General features: G+C 43.8%; 23 protein-coding genes. 22 read left to right on the top strand and 1 reads right to left on the bottom strand.

The annotated features are described in order from the left end of the window. The first annotated feature begins 14 nt into the window (after positions 1 to 14). Together ruvA and NFR56_RS07820 are read left to right on the top strand one after the other, a co-directional pair. Complete coding sequence (gene ruvA, locus NFR56_RS07825; protein WP_134974275.1) at positions 15 to 608, top strand: Holliday junction branch migration protein RuvA; 594 nt, start codon at positions 15 to 17, stop codon at positions 606 to 608. Between the two features lie 9 nt (positions 609 to 617). After that, positions 618 to 1184, top strand: coding sequence for a DNA-3-methyladenine glycosylase I (locus tag NFR56_RS07820; RefSeq protein ID WP_134974276.1), 567 nt, complete (start codon positions 618 to 620; stop codon positions 1182 to 1184). A 211-nt stretch (positions 1185 to 1395) separates the two neighbouring features. On the opposite strand, the gene NFR56_RS07815 is transcribed toward NFR56_RS07820, so the two are convergent. After that, positions 1396 to 2427: a S66 family peptidase gene (locus NFR56_RS07815; RefSeq protein WP_134974277.1), complete on the bottom strand. Its 1032-nt coding sequence runs from the start codon at positions 2425 to 2427 to the stop codon at positions 1396 to 1398. Between the two features lie 371 nt (positions 2428 to 2798). Between NFR56_RS07815 and NFR56_RS07810 the strand changes: the two genes are divergently transcribed. The 20 genes from NFR56_RS07810 to NFR56_RS07715 all read left to right on the top strand — a co-directional run bounded on the left by NFR56_RS07810 (position 2799) and on the right by NFR56_RS07715 (position 22304). After that, entirely contained in the window at positions 2799 to 4067 is a 1269-nt protein-coding gene (locus tag NFR56_RS07810) for a competence/damage-inducible protein A (RefSeq protein WP_134974278.1), read from the top strand. Positions 4068 to 4187: 120 nt separating this feature from the next. Beyond that, positions 4188 to 5333 (top strand): recombinase RecA, encoded by a 1146-nt coding sequence (gene recA, locus NFR56_RS07805; protein WP_003002082.1) that lies wholly within the window; start codon positions 4188 to 4190, stop codon positions 5331 to 5333. Between the two features lie 87 nt (positions 5334 to 5420). After that, positions 5421 to 5819: a transcriptional regulator Spx gene (gene spx, locus NFR56_RS07800; RefSeq protein ID WP_003009108.1), complete on the top strand. Its 399-nt coding sequence runs from the start codon at positions 5421 to 5423 to the stop codon at positions 5817 to 5819. Positions 5820 to 5955: 136 nt separating this feature from the next. Continuing rightward, positions 5956 to 6552 (top strand): SP0191 family lipoprotein, encoded by a 597-nt coding sequence (locus NFR56_RS07795; protein ID WP_118096155.1) that lies wholly within the window; start codon positions 5956 to 5958, stop codon positions 6550 to 6552. A gap of 124 nt (positions 6553 to 6676) precedes the next feature. Then, positions 6677 to 6943 carry an IreB family regulatory phosphoprotein gene (locus tag NFR56_RS07790; RefSeq protein WP_003002070.1) on the top strand — a complete coding sequence of 89 codons (267 nt, stop codon included), beginning with the start codon at positions 6677 to 6679 and terminating at the stop codon, positions 6941 to 6943. Next, positions 6943 to 7362: a Holliday junction resolvase RuvX gene (gene ruvX / locus NFR56_RS07785; protein ID WP_023919889.1), complete on the top strand. Its 420-nt coding sequence runs from the start codon at positions 6943 to 6945 to the stop codon at positions 7360 to 7362. Before NFR56_RS07790 ends, ruvX begins: the two co-directional genes overlap by 1 nt. A 22-nt stretch (positions 7363 to 7384) precedes the next feature. Beyond that, positions 7385 to 7690 carry a DUF1292 domain-containing protein gene (locus NFR56_RS07780; protein ID WP_003001941.1) on the top strand — a complete coding sequence of 102 codons (306 nt, stop codon included), beginning with the start codon at positions 7385 to 7387 and terminating at the stop codon, positions 7688 to 7690. Between the two features lie 207 nt (positions 7691 to 7897). Further along, positions 7898 to 9130, top strand: coding sequence for a bifunctional folylpolyglutamate synthase/dihydrofolate synthase (locus NFR56_RS07775; protein ID WP_247923678.1), 1233 nt, complete (start codon positions 7898 to 7900; stop codon positions 9128 to 9130). Between the two features lie 76 nt (positions 9131 to 9206). Further along, positions 9207 to 9617 (top strand): SP_0198 family lipoprotein, encoded by a 411-nt coding sequence (locus NFR56_RS07770; RefSeq protein WP_049515005.1) that lies wholly within the window; start codon positions 9207 to 9209, stop codon positions 9615 to 9617. 276 nt (positions 9618 to 9893) lie between these two features. Next, positions 9894 to 11429: a cardiolipin synthase gene (cls, locus tag NFR56_RS07765; RefSeq protein WP_049515846.1), complete on the top strand. Its 1536-nt coding sequence runs from the start codon at positions 9894 to 9896 to the stop codon at positions 11427 to 11429. Between the two features lie 168 nt (positions 11430 to 11597). Then, positions 11598 to 13442, top strand: a complete 1845-nt coding sequence (locus NFR56_RS07760; protein ID WP_251458523.1) for a glycosyltransferase family protein — start codon at positions 11598 to 11600, stop codon at positions 13440 to 13442. A 122-nt stretch (positions 13443 to 13564) separates the two neighbouring features. Continuing rightward, a complete protein-coding gene (nrdD, locus tag NFR56_RS07755) occupies positions 13565 to 15775 on the top strand; it encodes an anaerobic ribonucleoside-triphosphate reductase (RefSeq protein ID WP_031574358.1) in 2211 nt (736 codons plus the stop codon). An 11-nt stretch (positions 15776 to 15786) separates the two neighbouring features. Next, entirely contained in the window at positions 15787 to 15927 is a 141-nt protein-coding gene (locus NFR56_RS07750) for a hypothetical protein (RefSeq protein WP_003002079.1), read from the top strand. A gap of 38 nt (positions 15928 to 15965) precedes the next feature. Continuing rightward, positions 15966 to 16466 carry a GNAT family N-acetyltransferase gene (locus tag NFR56_RS07745; protein WP_251458522.1) on the top strand — a complete coding sequence of 167 codons (501 nt, stop codon included), beginning with the start codon at positions 15966 to 15968 and terminating at the stop codon, positions 16464 to 16466. Positions 16467 to 16470: 4 nt separating this feature from the next. Further along, positions 16471 to 17076, top strand: coding sequence for an anaerobic ribonucleoside-triphosphate reductase activating protein (gene nrdG, locus NFR56_RS07740; RefSeq protein ID WP_251458520.1), 606 nt, complete (start codon positions 16471 to 16473; stop codon positions 17074 to 17076). Between the two features lie 189 nt (positions 17077 to 17265). Next, positions 17266 to 18735, top strand: a complete 1470-nt coding sequence (cpsA, locus tag NFR56_RS07735; protein ID WP_251458518.1) for an LCP family glycopolymer transferase CpsA — start codon at positions 17266 to 17268, stop codon at positions 18733 to 18735. Beyond that, entirely contained in the window at positions 18732 to 19463 is a 732-nt protein-coding gene (cps4B, locus tag NFR56_RS07730) for a capsular polysaccharide biosynthesis protein Cps4B (RefSeq protein WP_214255535.1), read from the top strand. The genes cpsA and cps4B overlap by 4 nt, the downstream gene beginning before the upstream one ends. 44 nt (positions 19464 to 19507) lie before the next feature. Beyond that, positions 19508 to 20203: a Wzz/FepE/Etk N-terminal domain-containing protein gene (locus NFR56_RS07725; protein WP_023919869.1), complete on the top strand. Its 696-nt coding sequence runs from the start codon at positions 19508 to 19510 to the stop codon at positions 20201 to 20203. A gap of 12 nt (positions 20204 to 20215) precedes the next feature. Then, positions 20216 to 20908, top strand: coding sequence for a tyrosine-protein kinase (locus tag NFR56_RS07720; RefSeq protein WP_021154082.1), 693 nt, complete (start codon positions 20216 to 20218; stop codon positions 20906 to 20908). A gap of 19 nt (positions 20909 to 20927) precedes the next feature. Further along, complete coding sequence (locus NFR56_RS07715; RefSeq protein WP_195189289.1) at positions 20928 to 22304, top strand: sugar transferase; 1377 nt, start codon at positions 20928 to 20930, stop codon at positions 22302 to 22304. The last annotated feature ends 1 nt before the right edge of the window (position 22305 follow it).

The raw sequence follows: 22305 nt of genomic DNA, 5'->3' as shown, positions 1-22305 counted from the left end.
AATAAAGGAAGATTATGTACGAATACATTAAAGGAATTTTAACGAAAATCACCGCTAAATACATTGTGGTAGAAACAGCTGGAATCGGCTATCTCTTGCATGTGGCCAATCCCTATGCCTATTCTAGAAAAATGAACCAAGAGGTGCAAGTCTATCTACACCAAGTGGTCCGTGAAGACGCACACCTTCTTTATGGTTTTGCAACCGAAGAAGAGAAACAGCTCTTTTTAAACTTGATCTCAGTCTCTGGGATTGGACCTGTCTCAGCTCTGGCTATCATTGCTGCGGATGACAATGCAGGCCTTGTTCAAGCCATCGAAAGCAAGAACATCACCTACTTGACCAAGTTTCCAAAGATCGGCAAGAAAACAGCCCAACAGATGGTGCTGGACTTGGAAGGTAAGATCAATCTCGATCTAGAAGATGCACCGGCTCAGTCCAAAGCCAAAGTTGCAGAAGAAAACCAAGCCCTTGAAGAAGCTATGGAAGCCATGTTGGCATTGGGCTACAAGGCAACAGAGCTTAAGAAAATCAAGAAATTCTTTGAAGGAACTTCGGATACTGCTGAAAACTATATCAAGTCTGCCCTTAAGATGTTGGTGAAATAGGAGAAGAAGATGCCAAAACACTGTGGCTGGGTTAAAATGAACAATCCTCTCTATGTGGTCTATCATGATGAGGAGTGGGGACAGCCCCTCCATGATGACCGTGCTCTCTTTGAGTTGCTCTGTATGGAGACCTATCAGGCTGGACTATCTTGGGAAACGGTCCTCAATAAACGGCAGGCTTTCCGAGAATCTTTTCATGGTTACCATCTTCAACGCGTCGCAGAGATGACGGATGAAGAACTGGAATCCTTGTTAGACAATCCAGCTATCATCCGCAATCGTGCAAAGATTTTTGCGACACGGGCCAATGCTCAAGCCTTTCTACAAGTCCAGGAGGAATTTGGATCGTTTGATGCTTATCTTTGGTCTTTTGTCGATGGGAAAACCATCGTCAATGATGTTCCAGATTACCGACAGGCTCCAGCTAAGACAGTTCTTTCTGAGAAGCTAGCCAAGGATCTCAAAAAACGTGGTTTTAAGTTCACCGGACCAGTCGCTGTTTTGTCTTTTTTACAGGCAGCAGGATTGGTTGATGACCATGAGAATGATTGTGAATGGAAAAGTGGAAATAAGTAACTTTAGATGACTAGAACATCAGAGAATATAGAAAAAGAGAGTGGGACAGAAATCGGTAATTCGTTAGAATTCGATTTCGTCGTCCCACCTCCGCACAGTTGAGTAGGACTGTAAAAGCTGATGAAATCAGCGTAGTAGAGCCCACTCAACCACTGCGTCTTGCTCGACAATCCAAAGATAAATAAGAGGCTAGGACTTTTGTCCCAGCCTCCTATTTGTTATAGTCAAAGCGAATGACTTGCTCCGTTGCATCTACATGGGCGTGGACTCCGAAGGGGACAATTGCTCTTGGAGTTGCGTGTCCGACATTCAGATTATAGACAATCGGGATATTGCTATCAATGATCTCCAATAGTGCTTCTTTATAGTCGTCATAGAAAGTTTCATCCATAGGTTTTCCGACCAAGAGTCCACTGATGACCTCGAATATACCCGTGTCCTTTAAAGTCCGCAACATCTTTTTGAAGTCTTCAGGTTTAGGCTTTTCTTCGCTTGTTTCTAGCAAGAGGATTTTTCCTTCCCAGTCGGATAAGTCAGGGAAAAGTTTGTATTTTTGGCAGAGGTCTGTGCTGTCTGCGTGTAGAGAGTTGTCGAAAATATCATAGAGAGACTCAAGACAACCACCGAGGATTTCTCCCTCAAACTGAGCATTGCCTTGTAACAAGTCAAAACCTGTATTTGCATGGCTAACACGAGGTGTTCCCAAGGCTTTGGGACTAAAATCAGTCCGTTCCTCATACCAAACGTTACTAGGGCGAATTTCTGAGATTTTTCCAGTCTCAATCAATTCTTTAAAGTAGTGGAGGCTATATGGCAACATTTCTTTGTTTAACTCACAAATGTCTGCTAGAAATGATTGGCCGTAAAAAGTCTTGATTCCTAGTTTATGCAACATGAGATGGTTCATGGTCGTATCCGAGAAGCCAAGAAAAATCTTTTGTTTGATAACCTTTTGTAGTTGGTCATTTTCAAAAAGATAAGGTAGCAAGCGATAGGTATCGTTTCCACCGATGGCGCATAGGATCATGTCGATGCTATCATCAGAAAATGCCTGAATCAAATCCTCCGCACGAGCTTCGGGATGTTCTTTGATAAAGTCTAAGCCTTTTAGTGAATGAGGTAAAAAGATAGGATTGAGTCCGAGGTCTTTGAGTCGTTGGACCCCCAAGTCCACTTCGTGCTTGACAAAGTCCTCTCCGATAATCCCACTAGATAAACTTACAATACCAATAGTAGAAACCATATCTCATCCTCCTAGAAATAAATTGATGCTATTGTATCACAAAAGATAAGAGAAAGCTATGTGGGATTTCAGAAGAGTGCTTTTAAATCAAGAAAGTAGTCAAAAAGCAACCGCTCGATATGGTTGCTTCAGAATAGAGATAAGCTCTATCAACAATAGAAAATAGCCCTTTAGAAGTTTGCTACATAGTTAAAACTCTTAGGAGTGCTTTTGTAATAGTATTTCTAAGAGTTTTTACTTTATACTCTAAAAGAAAAAAGATTGAAGAAAGTTGTCCAAAATGGACTTTATCTTCAATCTGTTTTTTAAATAATTTAGGAAATTGTGTTAAAATGAAATGAAAATTACGAATAGTATAAGTGGGAGGCACCATGAAGGCGGAAATTATTGCAGTTGGAACAGAAATTCTAACAGGACAAATTGTCAACACCAATGCTCAATTCTTGTCTGAAAAATTGGCTAGTTTAGGGATTGATGTCTATTATCATGTGGCGGTAGGAGACAATGAAGGTCGTCTCTTCTCGACCATTGAGACAGCTTCAAAACGCAGTGATTTGGTTATTTTATGCGGTGGACTTGGGCCAACAGAGGATGATTTGACCAAGCAAACCCTTGCTAAGTTCTTAGGGAAAGAACTGGTTTTTGATCCGACAGCACTTGCCAAACTCGACACCTTCTTTGCCAGTCGCCCTGATTATGTCCGGACGCCCAATAATGAGCGACAAGCACAATTGATTGCCGGTTCAATCCCCCTTCAAAACCGTACAGGTCTCGCGGTTGGAGGTTTGATTGAAGTTGATGGTGTGACCTATGTCGTTCTACCTGGCCCACCAAGTGAGTTAAAACCCATGGTCAATGAACAATTGGTACCTCATTTGACGACAGGGGAAGAGCTCTTTTCAAGAGTCTTGCGCTTCTTTGGGATTGGGGAAAGCCAGCTGGTTACGATCCTAGCCGATATCATTGAAGATCAGACTGATCCGACGGTGGCTCCTTATGCCAAGACGGGAGAAGTAACCTTGCGTCTATCTACAAAGGCGAAGGATCAAGCTTCAGCGGATGCGAAGCTCGATGTCTTAGAAAAGGAAATCTTATCACGCCACACCCTGGACCATCAACCTTTGCAAAAGTTGTTTTACGGTTATGGGGATGACAATTCGATGGCCAAGGTGGCCTTTGATCTCTTGAAACGGACTGGTAAGACCATTACAGCTGCAGAAAGCCTGACGGCCGGCCTTTTCCAAGCGACTCTGGCAGATTTTTCAGGGGCGTCCAGCATCTTCGCGGGTGGTTTTGTCACCTATAGTTTGGAAGAAAAAAGCAAGATGTTGTCTATTCCAGCTCAAGAGTTAGAGCAACATGGAGTGGTGTCTCATTTTACAGCTCAAGCCATGGCTTCACAGGCCCGTAAGTTAACAGGATCCGATTATGGTGTTAGCCTAACCGGAGTTGCGGGGCCAGATAGTCTAGAAGGGCATCCAGCAGGGACCGTCTTTATCGGACTTGCGACTCCAAATGGAGTGGATAGTGTCCAAGTCAATATCGCTGGACGTAGCCGGGCGGATGTCCGCGAAATTGCAGTCCTTCATGCCTTTAATTTGGTGCGCTTGGCTGTATTAAATGGTGAAAATTTGGTATAATGAAGCTTGTGCCAAATGAAGAATAATTCTAAAAATGGATAGGAAATGTGCCTTTCAAATGACGGGAAACGTCGGTGAGTTGCATGCATTTCCTGTATAGTAAAAACATAGGAGAAAAGAATGGCGAAAAAACAGAAAAAATTAGATGATATCTCTAAGAAATTTGGAGATGAGCGTGAAAAAGCGCTCAATGATGCCCTGAAATTGATCGAAAAAGACTTTGGTAAGGGATCGATCATGCGTTTGGGCGAACGTGCAGAGCAAAAAGTACAAGTCATGAGCTCTGGTTCCTTGGCGCTTGATATTGCCTTGGGTGCTGGTGGTTATCCAAAAGGTCGGATCATCGAAATCTATGGTCCAGAATCATCTGGTAAAACAACCGTTGCCCTCCATGCAGTAGCGCAAGCACAGAAAGAAGGGGGCATTGCTGCCTTTATCGATGCGGAGCATGCCTTGGATCCATCTTATGCAGCAGCTCTTGGGGTCAATATCGACGAACTTCTCTTGTCTCAACCAGACTCAGGGGAACAAGGGCTTGAAATTGCTGGTAAATTGATCGACTCTGGTGCGGTAGATTTGGTGGTTGTCGACTCTGTTGCGGCCTTGGTACCACGTGCGGAAATCGATGGAGATATCGGAGATAGCCACGTTGGTTTGCAAGCTCGGATGATGAGCCAAGCGATGCGTAAGCTTGGAGCTTCTATTAACAAGACCAAGACCATTGCTATCTTTATCAACCAATTGCGTGAAAAAGTTGGGGTCATGTTTGGGAACCCTGAAACCACACCTGGTGGTCGTGCCCTGAAATTCTACGCTTCTGTCCGTCTAGATGTTCGTGGAAATACTCAAATCAAGGGGACTGGGGACCAAAAAGATACCAACGTTGGTAAGGAAACCAAGATCAAGGTTGTGAAGAACAAGGTAGCTCCACCGTTCAAAGAAGCCATGGTTGAAATCATGTACGGAGAAGGAATTTCACGTACAGGTGAATTGGTGAAAATTGCAACAGATTTGGATATCATCCAAAAAGCGGGTGCGTGGTACTCATATAACGGCGAAAAAATTGGTCAAGGATCTGAAAATGCTAAGAAATTCTTGGCTGACCACCCAGAAATTTTTGACGAAATCGACCATAAGGTTCGGGTTCATTTTGGTTTGATCGAAGAAGACGAAGCAGTGAAAACCCTTGATAAAACTGAAGAAGCAGCTCCTGTCGTAGAAGAAGTAACTCTAGATTTAGATGACGCGATTGAAATTGAAGATTAATTTTTTTCAAAATAGGTCGCTAGACTGATGGTTTTTGTGTTATAATTTAATACGATAGTATTATCGTGTAGCGAAAGGAGTGCATGCATGATTAAAATTTATACAGTGTCAAGTTGTACCAGCTGTAAAAAAGCAAAGACTTGGCTCAACGCTCACCAGCTAACTTATAAAGAACAAAACCTCGGTAAGGAAGGGATCACCAAAGAAGAATTATTGGATATTCTTACAAAGACTGAAAATGGAGTGGCAAGTATTGTCTCTTCAAAAAATCGGTACGCTAAAAATCTAGGAGTGGACATCGAAGACTTGAGTGTTAACGAAGTCATTGATATCATCATGGAAACACCTCGTATTCTTAAAAGTCCGATCTTGGTAGATGACAAACGTCTCCAAGTGGGCTACAAAGAAGACGATATTCGTGCTTTCTTGCCACGATCTGTTCGAAATGTAGAAAATGCGGAAGCACGGATGCGTGCAGCCCTATAAAGTGATTGAAAATCAGAAACAATTTGTTTCTGGTTTTTTCTTTTTTAAAAATCGAAATGAAAAGCAGTTTACTGCGCCATTTTATGAAATCTATGATACAATATTTTAGAAAACAATAACTAGTAAGGAATGGAAAATGAAAAGAAAGATTTTCTTATTGGGTGCACTTGCCTTGTGTTTGACGGGATGCGGTCAAAAAAAACAAGCGAAAACGCCAAATTCAAGTGAACAAAAGGCAATCCAAGCAAAAGCGGAGCAGCTGCAAAAGGATAATAAGAGTATTCTGCAAAAAGCTGAAGAAAATAAAGTCATCACTAGAACCTTTGTTTTTCCAAAAGATGACAAGGGGACACAACAAACGCAAATCGTCACCTATGTGGGGAATACCTTTAAAAAGTTGGAGACCATCAATGTGACGGCAACCGATGAGGAGTTGAAAAAAGGGATCCAACAGGTTGGAATAGAGGAAGCGCAAAAGCAATTGAGAGAATCCTTTAACAAGGACGATGCCTTTAAGGAAGCTTTGACAGTGCCAGGTTTCACAGCTGATTTAACCTTGGAAAATGAGAATGAATACAAGGTAACCATCACCTATGACTTTGAAGCGATGGATGTGAAGAAAGCCGAAGGCATGACTTACTTCAAAAACAATCACTTACCGGAGTTGTTGAAGCTGACACCGAGTCAATTTGCGGACAACCTCATCAATGCTGGAGCGAGTGAGCAAAAATAAAAAAACAGTTTAGCTAAAATAGCTCAAAAATGCTTGAAAAAGCCGTAAAATCAAGGGCTTGGCCGTTGTGGAAAACTCTTAATTATGGTATAATAGTAATATTCTAAGGAAAGAGGGTGTTCTTGTGGGATTTACAGATGAAACAGTACGTTTTAATCTTGATGATTCAAATCGTAAGGAAATTAGCGAGACCTTGAAAGATGTTTACTTGTCGCTGGATGAAAAAGGCTACAATCCAATTAATCAAATCGTAGGATACGTACTCAGTGGTGATCCTGCCTATGTACCTCGTTATAATAATGCACGGAACCAAATTCGTAAATATGAACGAGATGAGATCGTGGAAGAATTGGTACGTTATTATTTGAAAGGGCAAGGAATAGACCTCTAATGAGAATTATGGGATTGGATGTTGGTTCAAAGACCGTCGGGGTTGCTGTGAGTGATCCTCTCGGTTTTACAGCTCAGGGTCTTGAAATCATCCAAATCGATGAAGACAAAAAAGAATTCGGTTTGGAGCGCTTGGCCGAATTAGTGGCTCAATACAAGGTAGACCGTTTTGTTGTGGGCTTGCCGAAAAACATGAACAACACAAGCGGACCGCGTGTGGAAGCCAGTCAGGCTTATGGCGCAATGATTGCTGAAAAGTTTGGGTTGCCAGTCGACTACCAAGATGAACGGTTGACAACAGTTGCTGCAGAGCGGATGTTGATTGAGCAAGCAGATATTAGCCGTAGCAAACGCAAAAAAGTTATTGATAAGTTAGCGGCGCAGCTTATTTTACAAAATTATTTAGATCGCAATTTTTAGAAAGAAAACGAGGAAGAATAGTATGGCACATGATCATAACCACGACCATGAAGAACGTGAATTAATCACATTGGTGGACGAACAAGGAAATGAAACCTTGTTTGAAATTCTTTTGACCATTGATGGCAAAGAAGAATTTGGGAAAAACTATGTCCTTTTGATCCCTGCAAATGCAGAAGAAGATGAAAACGGCGAAGTTGAAATCCAAGCTTATTCATTTACAGAAAACGAAGACGGAACAGAAGGCGACCTTCAACCAATCCCAGAAGACTCAGATGCAGAATGGGATATGATCGAAGAAGTCTTCAACAGCTTTATGGAGGAGTAAAAACGTCCGGGGGACGTTTTTAGCCCAGCTCCTAGAAACTAGAAAGAGTTGGTAAGTCCGGGGGATGTTTTTAGCCCTGCTTCAAGAAACAAGAAAAAGCAGGAAGTCCGATGGACTTGCTGTAAAAATGAGAAAGAAATAACTACGAAAGAAAGGAGCGCAAACGTCAGAAGAGGTTTTGTCGCTTTTTTCTTTTAGGAGGAAGATGTGAATAAGATTGAGCAATGGATGAATAGTCGGATCGGTCTGAATTTTCGATCGGGACTGGATCGTATGGAGCAGGCAGTGAGCCTTTTAGGGAGGCCGGATAAGGCTTATCCGATTCTTCATGTGACAGGAACCAATGGGAAGGGATCCACAATCGCCTTTCTGCGTCAATTATTGATGGCTCACGGAAAGAAGGTTGGGACCTTTACTTCTCCTCATATGATCAGTATCCATGATCGGATTTGTATTGGGGATCAGCCGATTTCAGATGAAGCTTTTACTCGGATTGGCCAAGAAGTCCAACAAATGGAGCAGACCTTGCTTCAAACCCAGGACCAACTCTCTTATTTTGAGATTATCTGCCTCATGGCTCTCTTGTATTTTAAGGAACAAGCTGTGGATGTGGTCTTGCTGGAAGTTGGTATCGGAGGGCTTCTAGATACGACCAATGTAGTGACGGGAGAGATCGCAGTGATCACTTCGGTTGGCCTGGATCACCAGGAAACACTGGGAGGGACGATTGCGGAAATCGCCCAGCAAAAGGCAGGAATCTTTAAGAAGGGCAAGACAGCTGTTGTGGGTCCCTTGTCGGATGATGCTATAGCTGTTTGTCAAGAAAAAGCGGAGCAATTGGCTGTGGCTCTCCACGCCTTCCAGAAAGATTTTGGGTTAGAGCAGGACCGTTTTTGGAATGAACGTGTGGAACTTGTCTTGCCGTCTCTGGGTTTGAAGGGTGATTACCAACGGGAAAATGCTGCAGTAGCTCTAGAAGCCTTTTTCCTCTATATGGAAGGCCAAGATCAAGAAGTGGATATGGATCAGGTCAAGCTGGCCTTACAAGAGACGCGGTGGCCGGGACGTCTAGAGTTGTTTGGCGACCAGGTGTATCTGGATGGCGCCCATAATCCTCATGCTATGTTGCGCTTGATCGAGTTTGCCAATAGCTTAGCAGGAAAGCGCGTGAAGATTTTATTTGGAGCCCTCAAGCGAAAAGATTATAGCGGGATGCTCCAAACGCTTCAAGCGGGATTGCCGGAAGCTGAATTGATTTTGACGACCTTCCATTACGGGGAAGTGGTGGCACAAGGCGACCGACAAGACCTGCCCTATGTAGCTGACTACAAGGCCTATATCAAAGAATTTATGGATCAGAGTCCTTCAGATGAAGTCTTATTTGTGACAGGATCCTTGTATTTTATTGCGGAAGTAAGGGCATTTTTATTAGAGGGGTAAACAATTGACCTAGAGACTTTCTTAGCGTATACTGGTGGTAGATGGTATACGGTTATGGCGAAAGGAGTCGATCTTAATGAAAAAAATCATGTCTATAATGACCTTGGCAGTAGCCCTTTTCCTGACTGCTTGTAGCCAGCAAGAAAAAGCGACACAGACTTCGAGCAAACAGACGTCTGCTTCATCACAGACTGTGACGTCAGCGAGTGAAGAACAGAAAGAAGGGGTGTCCATAGATGGCAGTTATCGTGGACAGGACGAGGAAAATACGATCCTCTTGGTGGTGACGGGTCGAAAAGGCACGTTTACGGTGCAAGATGCTGATGGAGAAGAAGAGGCCAAAGAGGTTAGTATTGATCCGGTCAATCAATCCATGCGTATCGGAGATGAGCCTTATCGCTATCGGATCGAAGGAAATCAGTTGTCGCTAGAAGACTTGGAACAAGCAGAGGATGATCAAGGGATTATTGTCCTGACCAAGCAATAAGGGACGAGACAAGAGAGAGTGGGACAGAAATCGGTAATTCGTTAGAATTCGATTTCGTCGTCCTACCTCCGCAAAGTTGAGTAGGGTTGAAAAAGCTGACGAAATCAGCGTAGTAGAGCCCGCTCAACCACTGCGTCTTGCTCGACAATCCAAAAATAATTGAGAGGCTAGGACTTTTGTCCCACTCTCTTTTTGTTTGTCTAGAAGGGGCTTGGTTGGTCGTTGCAACGGGTAAAAAGAATTGGTATACTAGTAGAAAGAAAAAAGGAGGATGCTGTGACCTTTCGAAAATTACGTCTATTAATGTCCAAATATGGATTTAGTATTTTGTTTATGGGCTTTGAACTATGGGCATCCTTTGCGGCCTTCTTCTGGCTCAATAGATGGTTCCCTCATTGGCTATCTGTTGCAGTCATTGGGCTCTTATATGTGTCGACAATCTTAGCTATTGTTAATCGAAATACCCCGCCTGAAAATAAGGTGACCTGGCTCTTGATTGCCGTCATTCCTGTCTTTGGATCGCTTTTATACCTCATGTTTGGAGAGCGACGTTTGTCCAAAAAGGAAATGATCCAGCTGAAAAATATGGAGTCCATGAAGTTTCGAGAGGACAATAGTCATCAGTTGCGTAAGGAGCTCAAGCAAGAAAGCAAGGCGGTTTATGGCTTGGTCAAGTCGATTTTATCCATGGATCACAATGCGGATCTCTACAATGGGACGGCATCAACCTTTTACCCTCTAGGGGAGGAGATGTATGAGCAACTACTAGAGGATCTGAGAGCGGCGAAAAAATTTATCTTCATCGAGTTTTACATCATTGATGAGGGCTTGATGTGGAACAGTATCCTAGAGATTTTAGAGCAGAAAGTGAAAGAGGGGGTCGAAGTCAAACTCCTTTATGACGACATCGGCTGTATGGCAACCTTGGCTGGGAACTATACCAAACGATTGCGAAAGATGGGGATTGATGCCCATAAGTTTAACAAGGTGATCCCCCGTCTAACAGTGGCTTATAACAACCGAGACCACCGTAAGATCTTGGTCATTGATGGCCAGATCGGCTATACGGGTGGTGTCAATTTGGCAGACGAGTACATCAACCACATTGAGCGGTTTGGTCACTGGAAGGACAGTGCCATTCGTTTAGATGGACGAGCTGTTAAGGCCTTAACGCGACTCTTCCTCATGAACTGGTACATCAACCGTGGGGAAATCGAGGATTTTGACCGCTACCATATTGAAAATAAGGCGGTCGAAGGAGAAGGGCTCTACATTCCCTATGGGAGTGGACCAAAACCGATTTACAAGTCGCAGGTTGGAAAGACAGTCTATCAAAATATGATTAACCAGGCGACGGATTACGTCTATATCACGACTCCTTACTTGATCATCGATTATGATTTGACAGAAGATATCCGCAATGCGGCCCTTCGTGGGGTGGATGTTCGCATCGTGACCCCGTATATTCCGGATAAAAAATTGATCCAAATCGTAACCCGTGGGGCATACTTGGATCTGATGGACGCTGGTGTGAAAATCTATGAGTACACACCTGGTTTTGTCCACAGTAAGCAAGTTCTTGCCGATGATGAAATGGCGGTTGTAGGGTCGATTAACTTTGATTACCGCAGTTTGGTCCATCACTATGAAAATGCTGTCTGGATGTATCGGACGCCTGCCTTGAAAAAGATTCGTGAGGACTTTGACCATATCTTTGAAGTGTCTCAAGAAATTACAGAGGATACCTTCCGCTTTACATGGCACCAAAGCTTAATCAAGGAAATTATGCAATTGTTCGCACCGATGTTGTAAATGTATAAAAACGAAAATCAGAGTCAGGAATCGAGATGCCTGACTCTTTTTCCATAGGACTATGTGGCAAGAGGCTGACAGGGTCGGCAGAATTTGGTATACTAGAGAAGATAATGGGCTTTTTTCTAAAAGGAAAGAGCAGAGGAATAGCGAAGAAAAGGAAAAAGAATGAGCGAAAAAGAGCAAGAAATGACTTCGAAAAAGTTAGGGCTTCACGTGGGAGATAGTTTTCAGGATACACGTGAAATTCGCGAAGTGCTAGATAAATCAGTCTTTCGTGAAGAAGAGCCGACTCATAGCCAGCAGGCAGAAGTCTTGGAGGAGCCGGTTGCAATGGAGGCATCAGAGGAAATTCGTGATGCCAAGCCAGAAGCAGTAGCAGAACCTACACAAGAATCGGAACAGGAAGCGGAGCAACCGCTCAGTCGGATGAGTCGTCGTTCACGTAAGGCGGGAGTTGAAGCGACAAAAGCGGAAGCATCTAAGCTAGAAGAGGATACGGAAGAGCTAGAAGCGGATGTGGCAGTTGAGCCGATCCGTCGTCAAGCTAAGCGTCCAGTGCCCCTAGCGATTCCTTTTGTGTTGAGTCTCTTAATTAGTTTGCTGCATGTCGGGGTGCCATTTTTAACCCGTTTTGCAACCAATCAACAATCGCAAAACTTGTATGCTGGCTGGGCAATGACCAAGGGTCAAGTACCGTTTGGTGATTTTTACGGAACCAATGGTCTGCTCTATTATGCAATCAACTGGTTGGGAAGTTTAGCTGGTGGACATTGGATCTTGATGATCCTTCAAGCGATTGCCCTCTTCTTTGCGGGGACTTACCTCTATCGGGTTGTGCGCTTGCTGGTGTCAGATAAAGATACAGATACATCGAAGAATGTCCAGTTGCTCTTTTATTTCTTGGTGCTAGGCCTTGGTTTTGGAGGGACTTATGTGACTCTCTTTAGTCTTCCAATCCTATTTGCCAGCATGAATTTCATTTTGGCTTATTTGATTGGGCATCGTAAGGATGAAGGCTTTATCCTTTATGGTGCGATTGCAGCTGTGGCTTTCTTGATTGATCCGATGACCAGTGCCCTGTTTTATTTGTTGGCCTTCCTTGGATTAACAGCCTTTAACATCAAGCAGAAGAGATGGGCGCGTGGCTTTTATCAACTGCTGGCAGCTCTCCTTGGTTTTTCACTTGTCTTTTATCCAATTGGCTATATCACCGTTTGGAATCAAACTTTTGGCTATGCCATTAACCAAGTAACCTATGTCTTTAATGCCTTGAATTTTAGTAATGGACAGGCCTTCAGTAATGCCATTTATTATGGACTGTTGGCGCTGGCCTTCGGTCTAGTTTCTGCCTTTTTGATGTCCTTTACGAAGCAAAATAGCAGTGCTCGCCGGATCTTCCGCTTTATGGGATGGGCAGGTAGCCTGGTAGTCCTCATCGTGTCGATTGGTCTTCCGGAACAAGGCGCTTACCAATTGTTACCGATGTTGCCATTTGTTCTTCCCTTGTTTGCGATCTGGTTCTCACGAGATGGGGAAGAAAACGATGGGATCGAACGTCGTGGTCGGAAGAAGAAAAACAAGGAAGTTTGGGCCGCTTACTTTACGAGCCAAGTTTTCTTACCGCTAGTAGCCCTTATCTATCTGTTGGCGAATCCAGTGGTTCAAGATATCGTGCTTCAGTCTGGTCAATCGAGTGAACGGAGTACTATTGCCAGCTACATTAAAAATCACACCAAGTCGAAAGATACCATTTATGCTTGGGATACGACAGCTACTCTCTATCAAGAAAGCGATCGTTTGGCAGCTTCTGCCTTATTGACCCCAACGTCTTATCTGGGAATTAATGAAAATCGGACCAATGTGATCCAACAAATCGATCGGTCTGAACCTAAGTATATTGTGGTCAACAATCAGGTGGAGTTGACCTCCAATATGAAGGACTTGCTCAAAGAAAATTATCGTCTGGTTGAGAAGAAATACCGTCATTTCAAACTCTATCAACGCTCTTAAGAAAATCAATATCTTGTGTTTTAGAAAGTTTTTTATAAAATTTTCCACAAGATATTGATTTTTATTTTTGGAGTGGTATAATACAACTTGTATGTAAATAAATGAAGAGAGGCATGTTTGGTATGATCACCTTGAGAGAAGAAAAACTGAGAATGGCCCCGGATATTTTTGTTGAAAAACGAGATGGCCGCCGTGTTCAATTCGATGTTGAAAAAATTTATAAAGCCTTGTTGAAGGCGACAGAAGAAGTGACTTCTCTCACTCCAGTGATGGAAGCCAAACTGGAAGCTATTGTCGATCGTGTGATCGCAGAGATCTTGGAACGTTTTCCAAATGGCGTGAAGATCTATGAGATCCAAAATGTCGTCGAACATGAATTGCTTCAAGCCAATGAATATGCGATTGCTGAGAGCTACATTACTTATCGGACTCAGCGGGATTTTGAGCGCTCAAAAGCGACGGATATCAACTTTACGATTGGAAAACTCCTCAACAAGGACCAAGCGGTTGTCAATGAAAATGCCAATAAGGACAGCGATGTCTTTAATACGCAACGGGATTTGACGGCAGGGATCGTTGGTAAGTCTATTGGTCTCAAAATGTTGCCTAAACACGTAGCCAATGCCCACCAAAAAGGGGATATCCACTACCATGATTTGGACTATAGCCCTTATACACCGATGACCAACTGCTGTTTGATCGATTTTGAAGGCATGCTCAGAAATGGCTTTAAGATTGGGAATGCAGAAGTAGAAAGTCCTAAGTCGATCCAAACTGCAACGGCTCAAATCTCGCAGATTATTGCCAATGTAGCCTCTAGTCAGTACGGGGGTTGCTCAGCTGACCGGATCGATGAAGTCTTGGCCCCTTATGCAGAAAAGAACTACCAAAAACACTTGGCAGATGCCAAAGAGTGGGTGCTTCCTGAAAAGCAAGAGGACTATGCTTGGAGCAAGACTCAAAAAGATATCTATGATGCCATGCAGTCGCTGGAATATGAGATCAATACCCTCTTTACTTCGAACGGACAAACTCCCTTTACTTCGCTTGGTTTTGGTCTTGGAACCAATCGCTTCGAGCGGGAAATCCAAAAGGCGATTTTGGAAATTAGAATCAAGGGACTTGGATCGGAACATCGGACAGCTATCTTTCCAAAGCTGATCTTTACCCTCAAGCGGGGGCTCAACCTAGAACCTGGAACCCCTAACTATGATATCAAGCAATTGGCTTTGGAATGTGCGACGAAGCGCATGTACCCAGACGTTTTGTCTTATGACAAGATTGTCGAGTTGACAGGCTCTTTCAAGGTGCCGATGGGATGTCGTTCTTTCCTTCAAGGTTGGAAGGATGAGAATGGCGTAGAAGTCAATTCTGGCCGGATGAATCTTGGGGTTGTGACAGTCAATTTGCCTCGGATTGCCTTGGAATCAGGCGGAGACAAGGAGAAGTTCTGGCAAATCTTTAATGAACGGATGAACATTGCTGAAGATGCCTTGGTTTACCGCGTGGAACGTACCAAAGAAGCGACACCAGCCAATGCGCCGATTCTCTACCAATATGGGGCTTTCGGGAAACGCTTGGGCAAGTATGACCAGGTAGATCAGCTCTTCCGTCATCGCAGAGCGACCGTTTCTCTTGGCTATATCGGACTCTATGAAGTCGCAACCGTCTTTTATGGTCCAAATTGGGAACACAATCCAGAAGCCAAACAATTCACGATCGATATCATCAAGGATATGAAAGCGCGCGTGGAAGAATGGTCTGACCAGTATGATTACCACTTCTCCATCTATTCGACACCGTCAGAAAGCTTGACAGACCGCTTCTGTCGCCTAGATACGGAGAAATTTGGTAAGGTTCCGGATATCACAGACAAGGAATACTACACCAATAGTTTCCACTACGATGTTCGTAAGAACCCAACGCCATTTGAAAAGTTGGATTTTGAAAAAGTTTATCCTGAAGCTGGGGCGTCTGGTGGCTTTATCCACTATTGTGAATACCCTGTGCTCCAACAAAATCCAAAAGCCCTTGAAGCAGTTTGGGATTATGCTTATGACCGGGTTGGTTATCTCGGAACCAATACGCCGATTGACCGTTGTTACAAGTGTGATTTTGAAGGAGATTTCACGCCGACTGAGCGCGGATTTGCTTGTCCAAACTGTGGCAATAGCGATCCGAAAACGGTTGATGTGGTCAAACGGACCTGTGGTTATCTAGGAAACCCGCAAGCTCGTCCGATGGTCAATGGCCGTCATAAGGAAATCGCTGCACGGGTCAAACACATGAATGGATCCACTATCAAATCAGCTGGTCACCAAGTGACAGATTAGAAAAGGATATTATGGGAAAATACCAATTAGATGATAAAGGCAAGGCTCAGGTTCAACGATTCCACGAGAAGCATTCAAAGGGTGGAATCAATAAAAAAGACCGAGTAGCCAGCCTGAGAGAACAATTTTTAAATAAGAATAAGAAAAAGTGAGAGTTCGCTCTCGCTTTTCTCGTATGGGGGAGGTAAAGATGGAACTACGTAGACCAACTTTAGCAGATAAAGAAACCATTCTAAACATGATGGCAGAGTTCGAAGAGACCCAGTCGGCCCACGACGGCGGCTTTTGGGATGCTGAGAACTTTGATTATGAGGAGTGGCTAGAAACTAACCTTAATAAAGAAATGGGAATAGGATTGCCTGAAAATCGCGTTCCATCAATTCAGTTCGTATTGTTTGATGAATCAGGTCATGCTTTAGGTTTTTTGAATCTACGGCTGAGACTAAATGAGGGATTGCTGAATTATGCTGGTCATATCGGTTATTCCATCCGCCCTTCTGAAAGGGGAAAAGGTTATGCCAAGGAAGCTCTCCATCAAGGTCTGCAAGTAGCTAAAGAAAAGAACATCCATCGTGCTCTGGTGACTTGTAGCACGGAAAATCCTGCCAGTCGAGCGGTTATCTTAGCTAATGGCGGCCAATTTGAAGATGTTCGAAATGGAACGGAGCGTTATTGGATAGAAGTGGAGTAGAAGGATGACATGGAATACACCAAAACCAGGCGAATGGAAGAGTGAGGAGCTGAGTCAAGGGCGCATCATCGACTACAAGGCTTTTAACTTTGTCGATGGTGAAGGAGTCCGCAATTCCCTTTATGTGGCGGGTTGCATGTTTCACTGTGAGGGCTGTTACAATGTAGCGACCTGGTCTTTCAATGCAGGCATTCCCTATACCAAAGAGTTAGAAGAGCAAATCATGACAGATCTGGCTCAACCTTATGTCCAGGGCTTGACCCTGCTTGGAGGGGAACCTTTTCTTAACACTGGCATCCTTCTGCCCTTGGTCAAGCGCGTGAGAAAAGAGTTGCCCGACAAAGATATTTGGTCTTGGACTGGCTACACTTGGGAAGAAATGATGCTGGAGACACCGGACAAACTGGAACTCCTTTCGCTGATTGATATTCTGGTCGATGGGCGCTATGATAAGAGCAAACGCAACCTCATGTTGCAGTTTCGTGGCTCTTCTAACCAGCGGATCATCGATGTTCAAAAATCCCTCAAAGAAGGAAAAGTCGTCATCTGGGATAAGCTCAATGACGGCAAAGAAAGTTTTGAGCAGGTCAAACGAGATGATCTTTTGTAGGATCTTCAAAAAAACCGGGTTTTTCACCCGGTTTTTTTGGATTCTCTGCATAAGTATACAAGGGATTTTGCTTATTTCAGAAAACGCTTACTTTCCAAATGTCCATAATGGACAAAAAAGTGATAATTAATGCATTTTTTGCTAAAAATATGTTACAATAAATATGATTAGGACTAATTGGAGGTATTTATGTCACAAAGGAGACGGAGTCGTCGTTCAGAACATAAGTGGGGGCAATTGCGAATCATTAATTCCGTATTGCTTATTTTTTTGCTTATGACTGCAAGTTGGGCGACCTATACCATGTTGGCCAATAACATCTTGGCTTTTCGTTATGTCAATGTTCTCGTGATTGCACTACTAGCTCTTCTCTTGCTCTTGTCAGCTTGGTTTGTGATCAAAAATCAGGCCAAAAAGACAACTTTGGTCCTGCTTCTTGTCGGCTTATTAGCTAGTTCAGGAGTTTTGTTTGCTAGTCAACAGCTGCTGAATCTGACCAGTAATGTTAATGGCCACTCTAACTATACAGAGTTTGAGATGGCTGTCTATGTCAAGAAAGACAGTGGCATCAAAGATATCAAAGAAATCAAGGAAGTGGTAGCACCAAAGGGAAACAATAACGAAGCCAATCTTACTGCCCTCTTGGACAACATCAAAAAGACCAAGGGTCAGGAAATTTCTGTAATGGATGCACCGACTTATCTAGATGCCTATAAGAGCCTGCAAGAAGGGAATGCTTCTGCTATGGTGCTCAACAGTACATTTGAAGATACTATCGCTGCAGAAGATGCGGACTATGCCAAGAAGTTGAAGAAAATCTATTCCTACAAGATCCGAAAAGAAGTGGCAGCGACGAGCAAGGTGTCTGCCGATGCGGATGTCTTTAACATCTATGTCAGCGGGATCGATACCTATGGCCCAGTAACCTCGGTTTCTCGTTCAGATGTCAATATTATCATGACGGTCAATCGGAAGACCAAGCAAGTCCTATTGACAACGACACCACGGGATGCCTATGTACCGATTGCAGATGGTGGTAACAACCAAAACGATAAGTTGACCCATGCGGGGATCTACGGAGTGGATGCTTCGATCCATACTCTTGAGAATCTCTATGATATCAAGCTCAACTACTACGTTCGTCTCAATTTCACCTCCTTCCTCAAGTTGATTGACCTTCTAGGGGGAATCGATGTGGAAAATGACCAAGAATTTACGAGCCTTCATGGTAAGTTCCATTTCCCAGTTGGAAAGGTTCATTTGAATTCAGAGCAAGCCCTCGGTTTTGTTCGCGAACGCTACTCACTCCAAGGTGGCGACAATGACCGTGGGAAAAACCAAGAAAAAGTCATTGCGGCCATTATCAAAAAGTTGACCTCTACCAAGGTCTTAAGCAACTACAATGAGATTATCGGAAACCTCCAAGATTCTGTCCAAACCAATATGCAGTTGCCAACTATGATGAACTTGATCAATACCCAGTTAGAAACGGGTGGTTCTTATGAGGTGACATCTCAAGCGATTACTGGTCAAGGACGAAATGACTTGCCGTCTTATGCTATGCCTGGTTACAACCTCTATGTCATGGAGTTGGATCAAGCTAGCTTAACCAAGGCCAAGGAAACCATTCAAAAAGTAATGGAAGGAAAAGAAAAATGATTGATATCCATTCGCACATCGTCTTTGATGTGGATGATGGACCAAAGACAAGAGAAGATACGCGTGCCTTATTGGAAGAAAGCTATCGCCAAGGGGTACGGACCATTATCTCTACTTCTCATCGTCGCAAGGGGATGTTTGAAACTCCCGAAGAAAAGATTTCTGAAAATTTTCAAGAAGTGAAAAAAATTGCGGCAGAGGTCGCGCCAGATTTGACGATTCATTACGGTGCAGAGATCTACTTTACGAATGATGTCTTGAAAAAACTGGAAGAAAAGATCATTCCGCGTTTGGCAGAGACGCGCTTTGCGCTGATTGAATTCAGCATGGGAACACCTTATAAGGAGATCCATACCGCCTTGGACCGTTTGCTCCATCTAGGTGTGACACCGGTGGTAGCCCATATCGAGCGCTACAAGTGCTTGGAGAAAAATGAGGAGCGCGTGCAAGAGATGATTGACATGGGCTGCTACATGCAGATCAATAGTTCCAGTGTTCTCAAGCCTCGCCTCTTTGGGGATGAACAAAAACAACTCAAAAAACGAGCTCGGTACTTCTTAGAAAAAGACTTGGTCCACTTTGTGGCCAGCGATATGCACAATGTGGATAAACGACCGCCTTATATGGCAGAAGCCTATCGCTTGATCAAGGAAGAATACGGAGAACGACGAGCACAAGCTCTCTTTGTCAGCAATCAAGAACTCTTGTTAGCGGATGAATTAATCTAACCAGGAAACAGGTGGAGAGATCCACACGAAGGAGTAATTAGGAAATGAACAATCAAGAAAATCAAGCAGTGGAAATTGATGTTTTCGCTATGCTGAAGACCCTATGGAAACGCAAGTTTTCGATCGTTTTGGTCGCTCTTGTCTTTGCCATCGCAGCATTTGGCTACAGTGCCTTTTTAGCCAAGAAAGAATACCAAAGTACTAGCCGGATCTATGTGGTCAGTCGTCAAAACCAAGACAACAATGCCTTGACAAACTCTGATTTGCAGGCGGGTTCTTACTTGGTTAAGGACTACCGTGAAATCATTCTTTCTCAAAATGTCTTGAGTCAAGCCATCGAAGAATTGAAACTCGATATGACACCTGCTGAGTTGTCGAAAAAGATCAGTGTATCCGTTCCAACAGATACTCGTATCCTTTCGATTACGGCTAAGGACGGAAATCCAAAAGAGGCAGCTCGTATTGCCAATGGCCTTCGGAATGTAGCAGCTGAAAAGATCATTGCTGTGACCAAGGTGTCAGATGTTACGACCTTGGATGAAGCAGAAGTGCCTCAATCACCTTCTTCACCAAATATCCGACGCAATGTCCTTCTTGGCTTTATTGCTGGAGCCGGTTTGATGGTGGTTCTCATGGTCGTAGTAGAAGTCTTGGACGATCGTGTCAAGAGACCAGAAGATATCGAAGAGTTGATGGGCTTAACCTTGCTTGGTATTGTGCCAGATATTAAGAAACTGTAGACTGGGGATCGCATGAATACGTTAGAAATTTCAAAAAACAAATTACAAGAAATTCGGAAGGCAGAAGAGTACTTCAATGCCCTTGCGACGAATATCCAATTGAGTGGGGTGGACTTAAAGGTCATCGCCATCTCATCTGTTCAAGAAAATGAAGGGAAATCAACCACTTCAACCAACTTGGCCGTTGCCTTTGCGCGTGCGGGTTACAAGACCCTCTTGGTCGACTGTGACATCCGGAACTCTGTCATGACAGGGATTTTCCGTAGCCGGGATAAGATCCAAGGCTTGACCGACTTCTTATCTGGTCGTAGCCAATTGGACCAAATCTTGTATGCGACTGATTTTCCAAACTTGGATATTATCGAGTCTGGACAGGTCGCACCAAACCCAACAGGTCTCTTGCAAAGCAAGAACTTCACTGTGATGATGGATGCCCTGCGTGAGCATTTTGACTACATCATTGTCGACACGCCTCCAATCGGGGTCGTGATCGATGCGGCCATTATCGCCCAACGTTGTGATGGAACTGTCTTGATCACAGAATCTGGTGCCAATGGACGCAAGGCTGTCCAAAAGGCTAAGGACCAATTAGAACAAACAGGCACACCTTTCTTGGGAGTAGTGCTCAATAAATTTAACATTAAAGCTGCTGAGTATGGTTCATACGGTGGATATGGATCTTACGGAGAGTACGGGAAAAAGTAAAGAATAGGATCGAGGGAAAATGGGAGAAGAAAGAATTGAACTGGAAAAACTAAATATTGTTCTCTTTCAAAGTTTGGCTGTCCTATTTTCAGCTTACATTGTGAGTCTTTTTAAGGATGCAGAATACACATCGCAGACAATTGCGATTCTCTATCTCTTGCATTTTGTAGCCTTCTACATTAGCAATATTGCCTATCGTTTTTACAGCAGAGGTTATCTGGATGAGCTCTTTCAGGTCTTGAAATACAATGTATTTTTCGCTGTTGGGATCACCTTTACCTCTTTTATGCTCGATGGGGTCTTTTCCATCTCTCGTCGGGGGATGATCTACTTCTTTCTTTTCAATACGTTTTCCGTCTATATCATGGATCTCTTGCTCAAGAGATACCGGAAGTCTGTTTCACCGCGGCGGAAAAGCTCGCGAAAGATTTTCTTGATCACAGCGACCAGTCGGATGGAAAAGGTATTTGATATTCTGCATTCACCTAGCCTCTATCATGGGGAACTGATCGGTGTCACCGTCATGGATGATACGGATTTCACCCATTCGGGTGTACGGGTGGTGCAGCCGGATCAAATGATGAACTTTGTGACCAAGGAAGTGGTGGATGAAGTGTTTATCAATCTGCCAAGTGAGGACTACAATATTAGTGATTTCGTCTCGGAGTTTGAGAGTATGGGGATCGATGTATCGGTCAATCTTAATGCCTTTAACTTCGCTTCTTTGGGCAATAAACGGGTTCGAGAAGTCGGGGGACTAAGTGTCGTCACTTTCTCAACCAATTTCTACAAACCGAGCCACGTATTTGCCAAACGTCTCTTGGATATTGCGGGAGCCCTCTTTGGTCTCTTGATTTGTGGACTAGTGAGTATCGTTTTGGTCCCTCTAATCCGTAAAGATGGCGGCCCTGCCTTCTTTGTACAGAAGCGGGTCGGAAAGAATGGACGGTATTTTAACTTCTATAAATTCCGCTCCATGCGCGTGGATGCCGAAGAGATTAAAAAAGATCTCATGGAACAAAATACCATGACGGGTGGCATGTTCAAGATGGAAAACGATCCACGGGTAACACCAATCGGACGCTTTATCCGTAAGACCAGTCTTGATGAATTGCCACAATTTTACAATGTGTTGATCGGTGACATGAGTCTAGTCGGAACTCGTCCTCCAACGGTAGACGAATACCAAGACTATACGCCAGCCCAAAAACGCCGACTCAGTTTCAAGCCAGGGATTACAGGCCTTTGGCAAGTGAGCGGACGCAGTGAGATTACAGATTTTGACGAAGTGGTCAAACTCGACGTTGCATACATGGATGGTTGGACGATCTGGAGAGATATTCAGATCCTGCTCAAGACCGTGAAGGTTGTACTTAGAAAAGAAGGAGCGAAGTAGG

Source organism: Streptococcus caecimuris (genome assembly GCF_943193075.1).
In the GTDB taxonomy this organism is placed as follows: domain Bacteria; phylum Bacillota; class Bacilli; order Lactobacillales; family Streptococcaceae; genus Streptococcus; species Streptococcus caecimuris.
Note: the sequence above shows the minus strand (reverse complement) of the source record. Positions and strands in the feature narration are given on the sequence as shown.

Bases quoted from the DNA above. Each gene is read 5' to 3' on its own strand.
- ruvA (WP_134974275.1), top strand. From the start codon at position 15: ATGTACGAATACATTAAAGGAATTTTAACGAAAATCACCGCTAAATAC.
- NFR56_RS07820 (WP_134974276.1), top strand. From the start codon at position 618: ATGCCAAAACACTGTGGCTGGGTTAAAATGAACAATCCTCTCTATGTG.
- NFR56_RS07815 (WP_134974277.1), bottom strand. From the start codon at position 2,427: ATGGTTTCTACTATTGGTATTGTAAGTTTATCTAGTGGGATTATCGGA.
- NFR56_RS07810 (WP_134974278.1), top strand. From the start codon at position 2,799: ATGAAGGCGGAAATTATTGCAGTTGGAACAGAAATTCTAACAGGACAA.
- recA (WP_003002082.1), top strand. From the start codon at position 4,188: ATGGCGAAAAAACAGAAAAAATTAGATGATATCTCTAAGAAATTTGGA.
- spx (WP_003009108.1), top strand. From the start codon at position 5,421: ATGATTAAAATTTATACAGTGTCAAGTTGTACCAGCTGTAAAAAAGCA.
- NFR56_RS07795 (WP_118096155.1), top strand. From the start codon at position 5,956: ATGAAAAGAAAGATTTTCTTATTGGGTGCACTTGCCTTGTGTTTGACG.
- ruvX (WP_023919889.1), top strand. From the start codon at position 6,943: ATGAGAATTATGGGATTGGATGTTGGTTCAAAGACCGTCGGGGTTGCT.
- NFR56_RS07780 (WP_003001941.1), top strand. From the start codon at position 7,385: ATGGCACATGATCATAACCACGACCATGAAGAACGTGAATTAATCACA.
- NFR56_RS07770 (WP_049515005.1), top strand. From the start codon at position 9,207: ATGAAAAAAATCATGTCTATAATGACCTTGGCAGTAGCCCTTTTCCTG.
- NFR56_RS07760 (WP_251458523.1), top strand. From the start codon at position 11,598: ATGAGCGAAAAAGAGCAAGAAATGACTTCGAAAAAGTTAGGGCTTCAC.
- nrdD (WP_031574358.1), top strand. From the start codon at position 13,565: ATGATCACCTTGAGAGAAGAAAAACTGAGAATGGCCCCGGATATTTTT.
- NFR56_RS07750 (WP_003002079.1), top strand. From the start codon at position 15,787: ATGGGAAAATACCAATTAGATGATAAAGGCAAGGCTCAGGTTCAACGA.
- NFR56_RS07745 (WP_251458522.1), top strand. From the start codon at position 15,966: ATGGAACTACGTAGACCAACTTTAGCAGATAAAGAAACCATTCTAAAC.
- nrdG (WP_251458520.1), top strand. From the start codon at position 16,471: ATGACATGGAATACACCAAAACCAGGCGAATGGAAGAGTGAGGAGCTG.
- cpsA (WP_251458518.1), top strand. From the start codon at position 17,266: ATGTCACAAAGGAGACGGAGTCGTCGTTCAGAACATAAGTGGGGGCAA.
- cps4B (WP_214255535.1), top strand. From the start codon at position 18,732: ATGATTGATATCCATTCGCACATCGTCTTTGATGTGGATGATGGACCA.
- NFR56_RS07725 (WP_023919869.1), top strand. From the start codon at position 19,508: ATGAACAATCAAGAAAATCAAGCAGTGGAAATTGATGTTTTCGCTATG.
- NFR56_RS07720 (WP_021154082.1), top strand. From the start codon at position 20,216: ATGAATACGTTAGAAATTTCAAAAAACAAATTACAAGAAATTCGGAAG.
- NFR56_RS07715 (WP_195189289.1), top strand. From the start codon at position 20,928: ATGGGAGAAGAAAGAATTGAACTGGAAAAACTAAATATTGTTCTCTTT.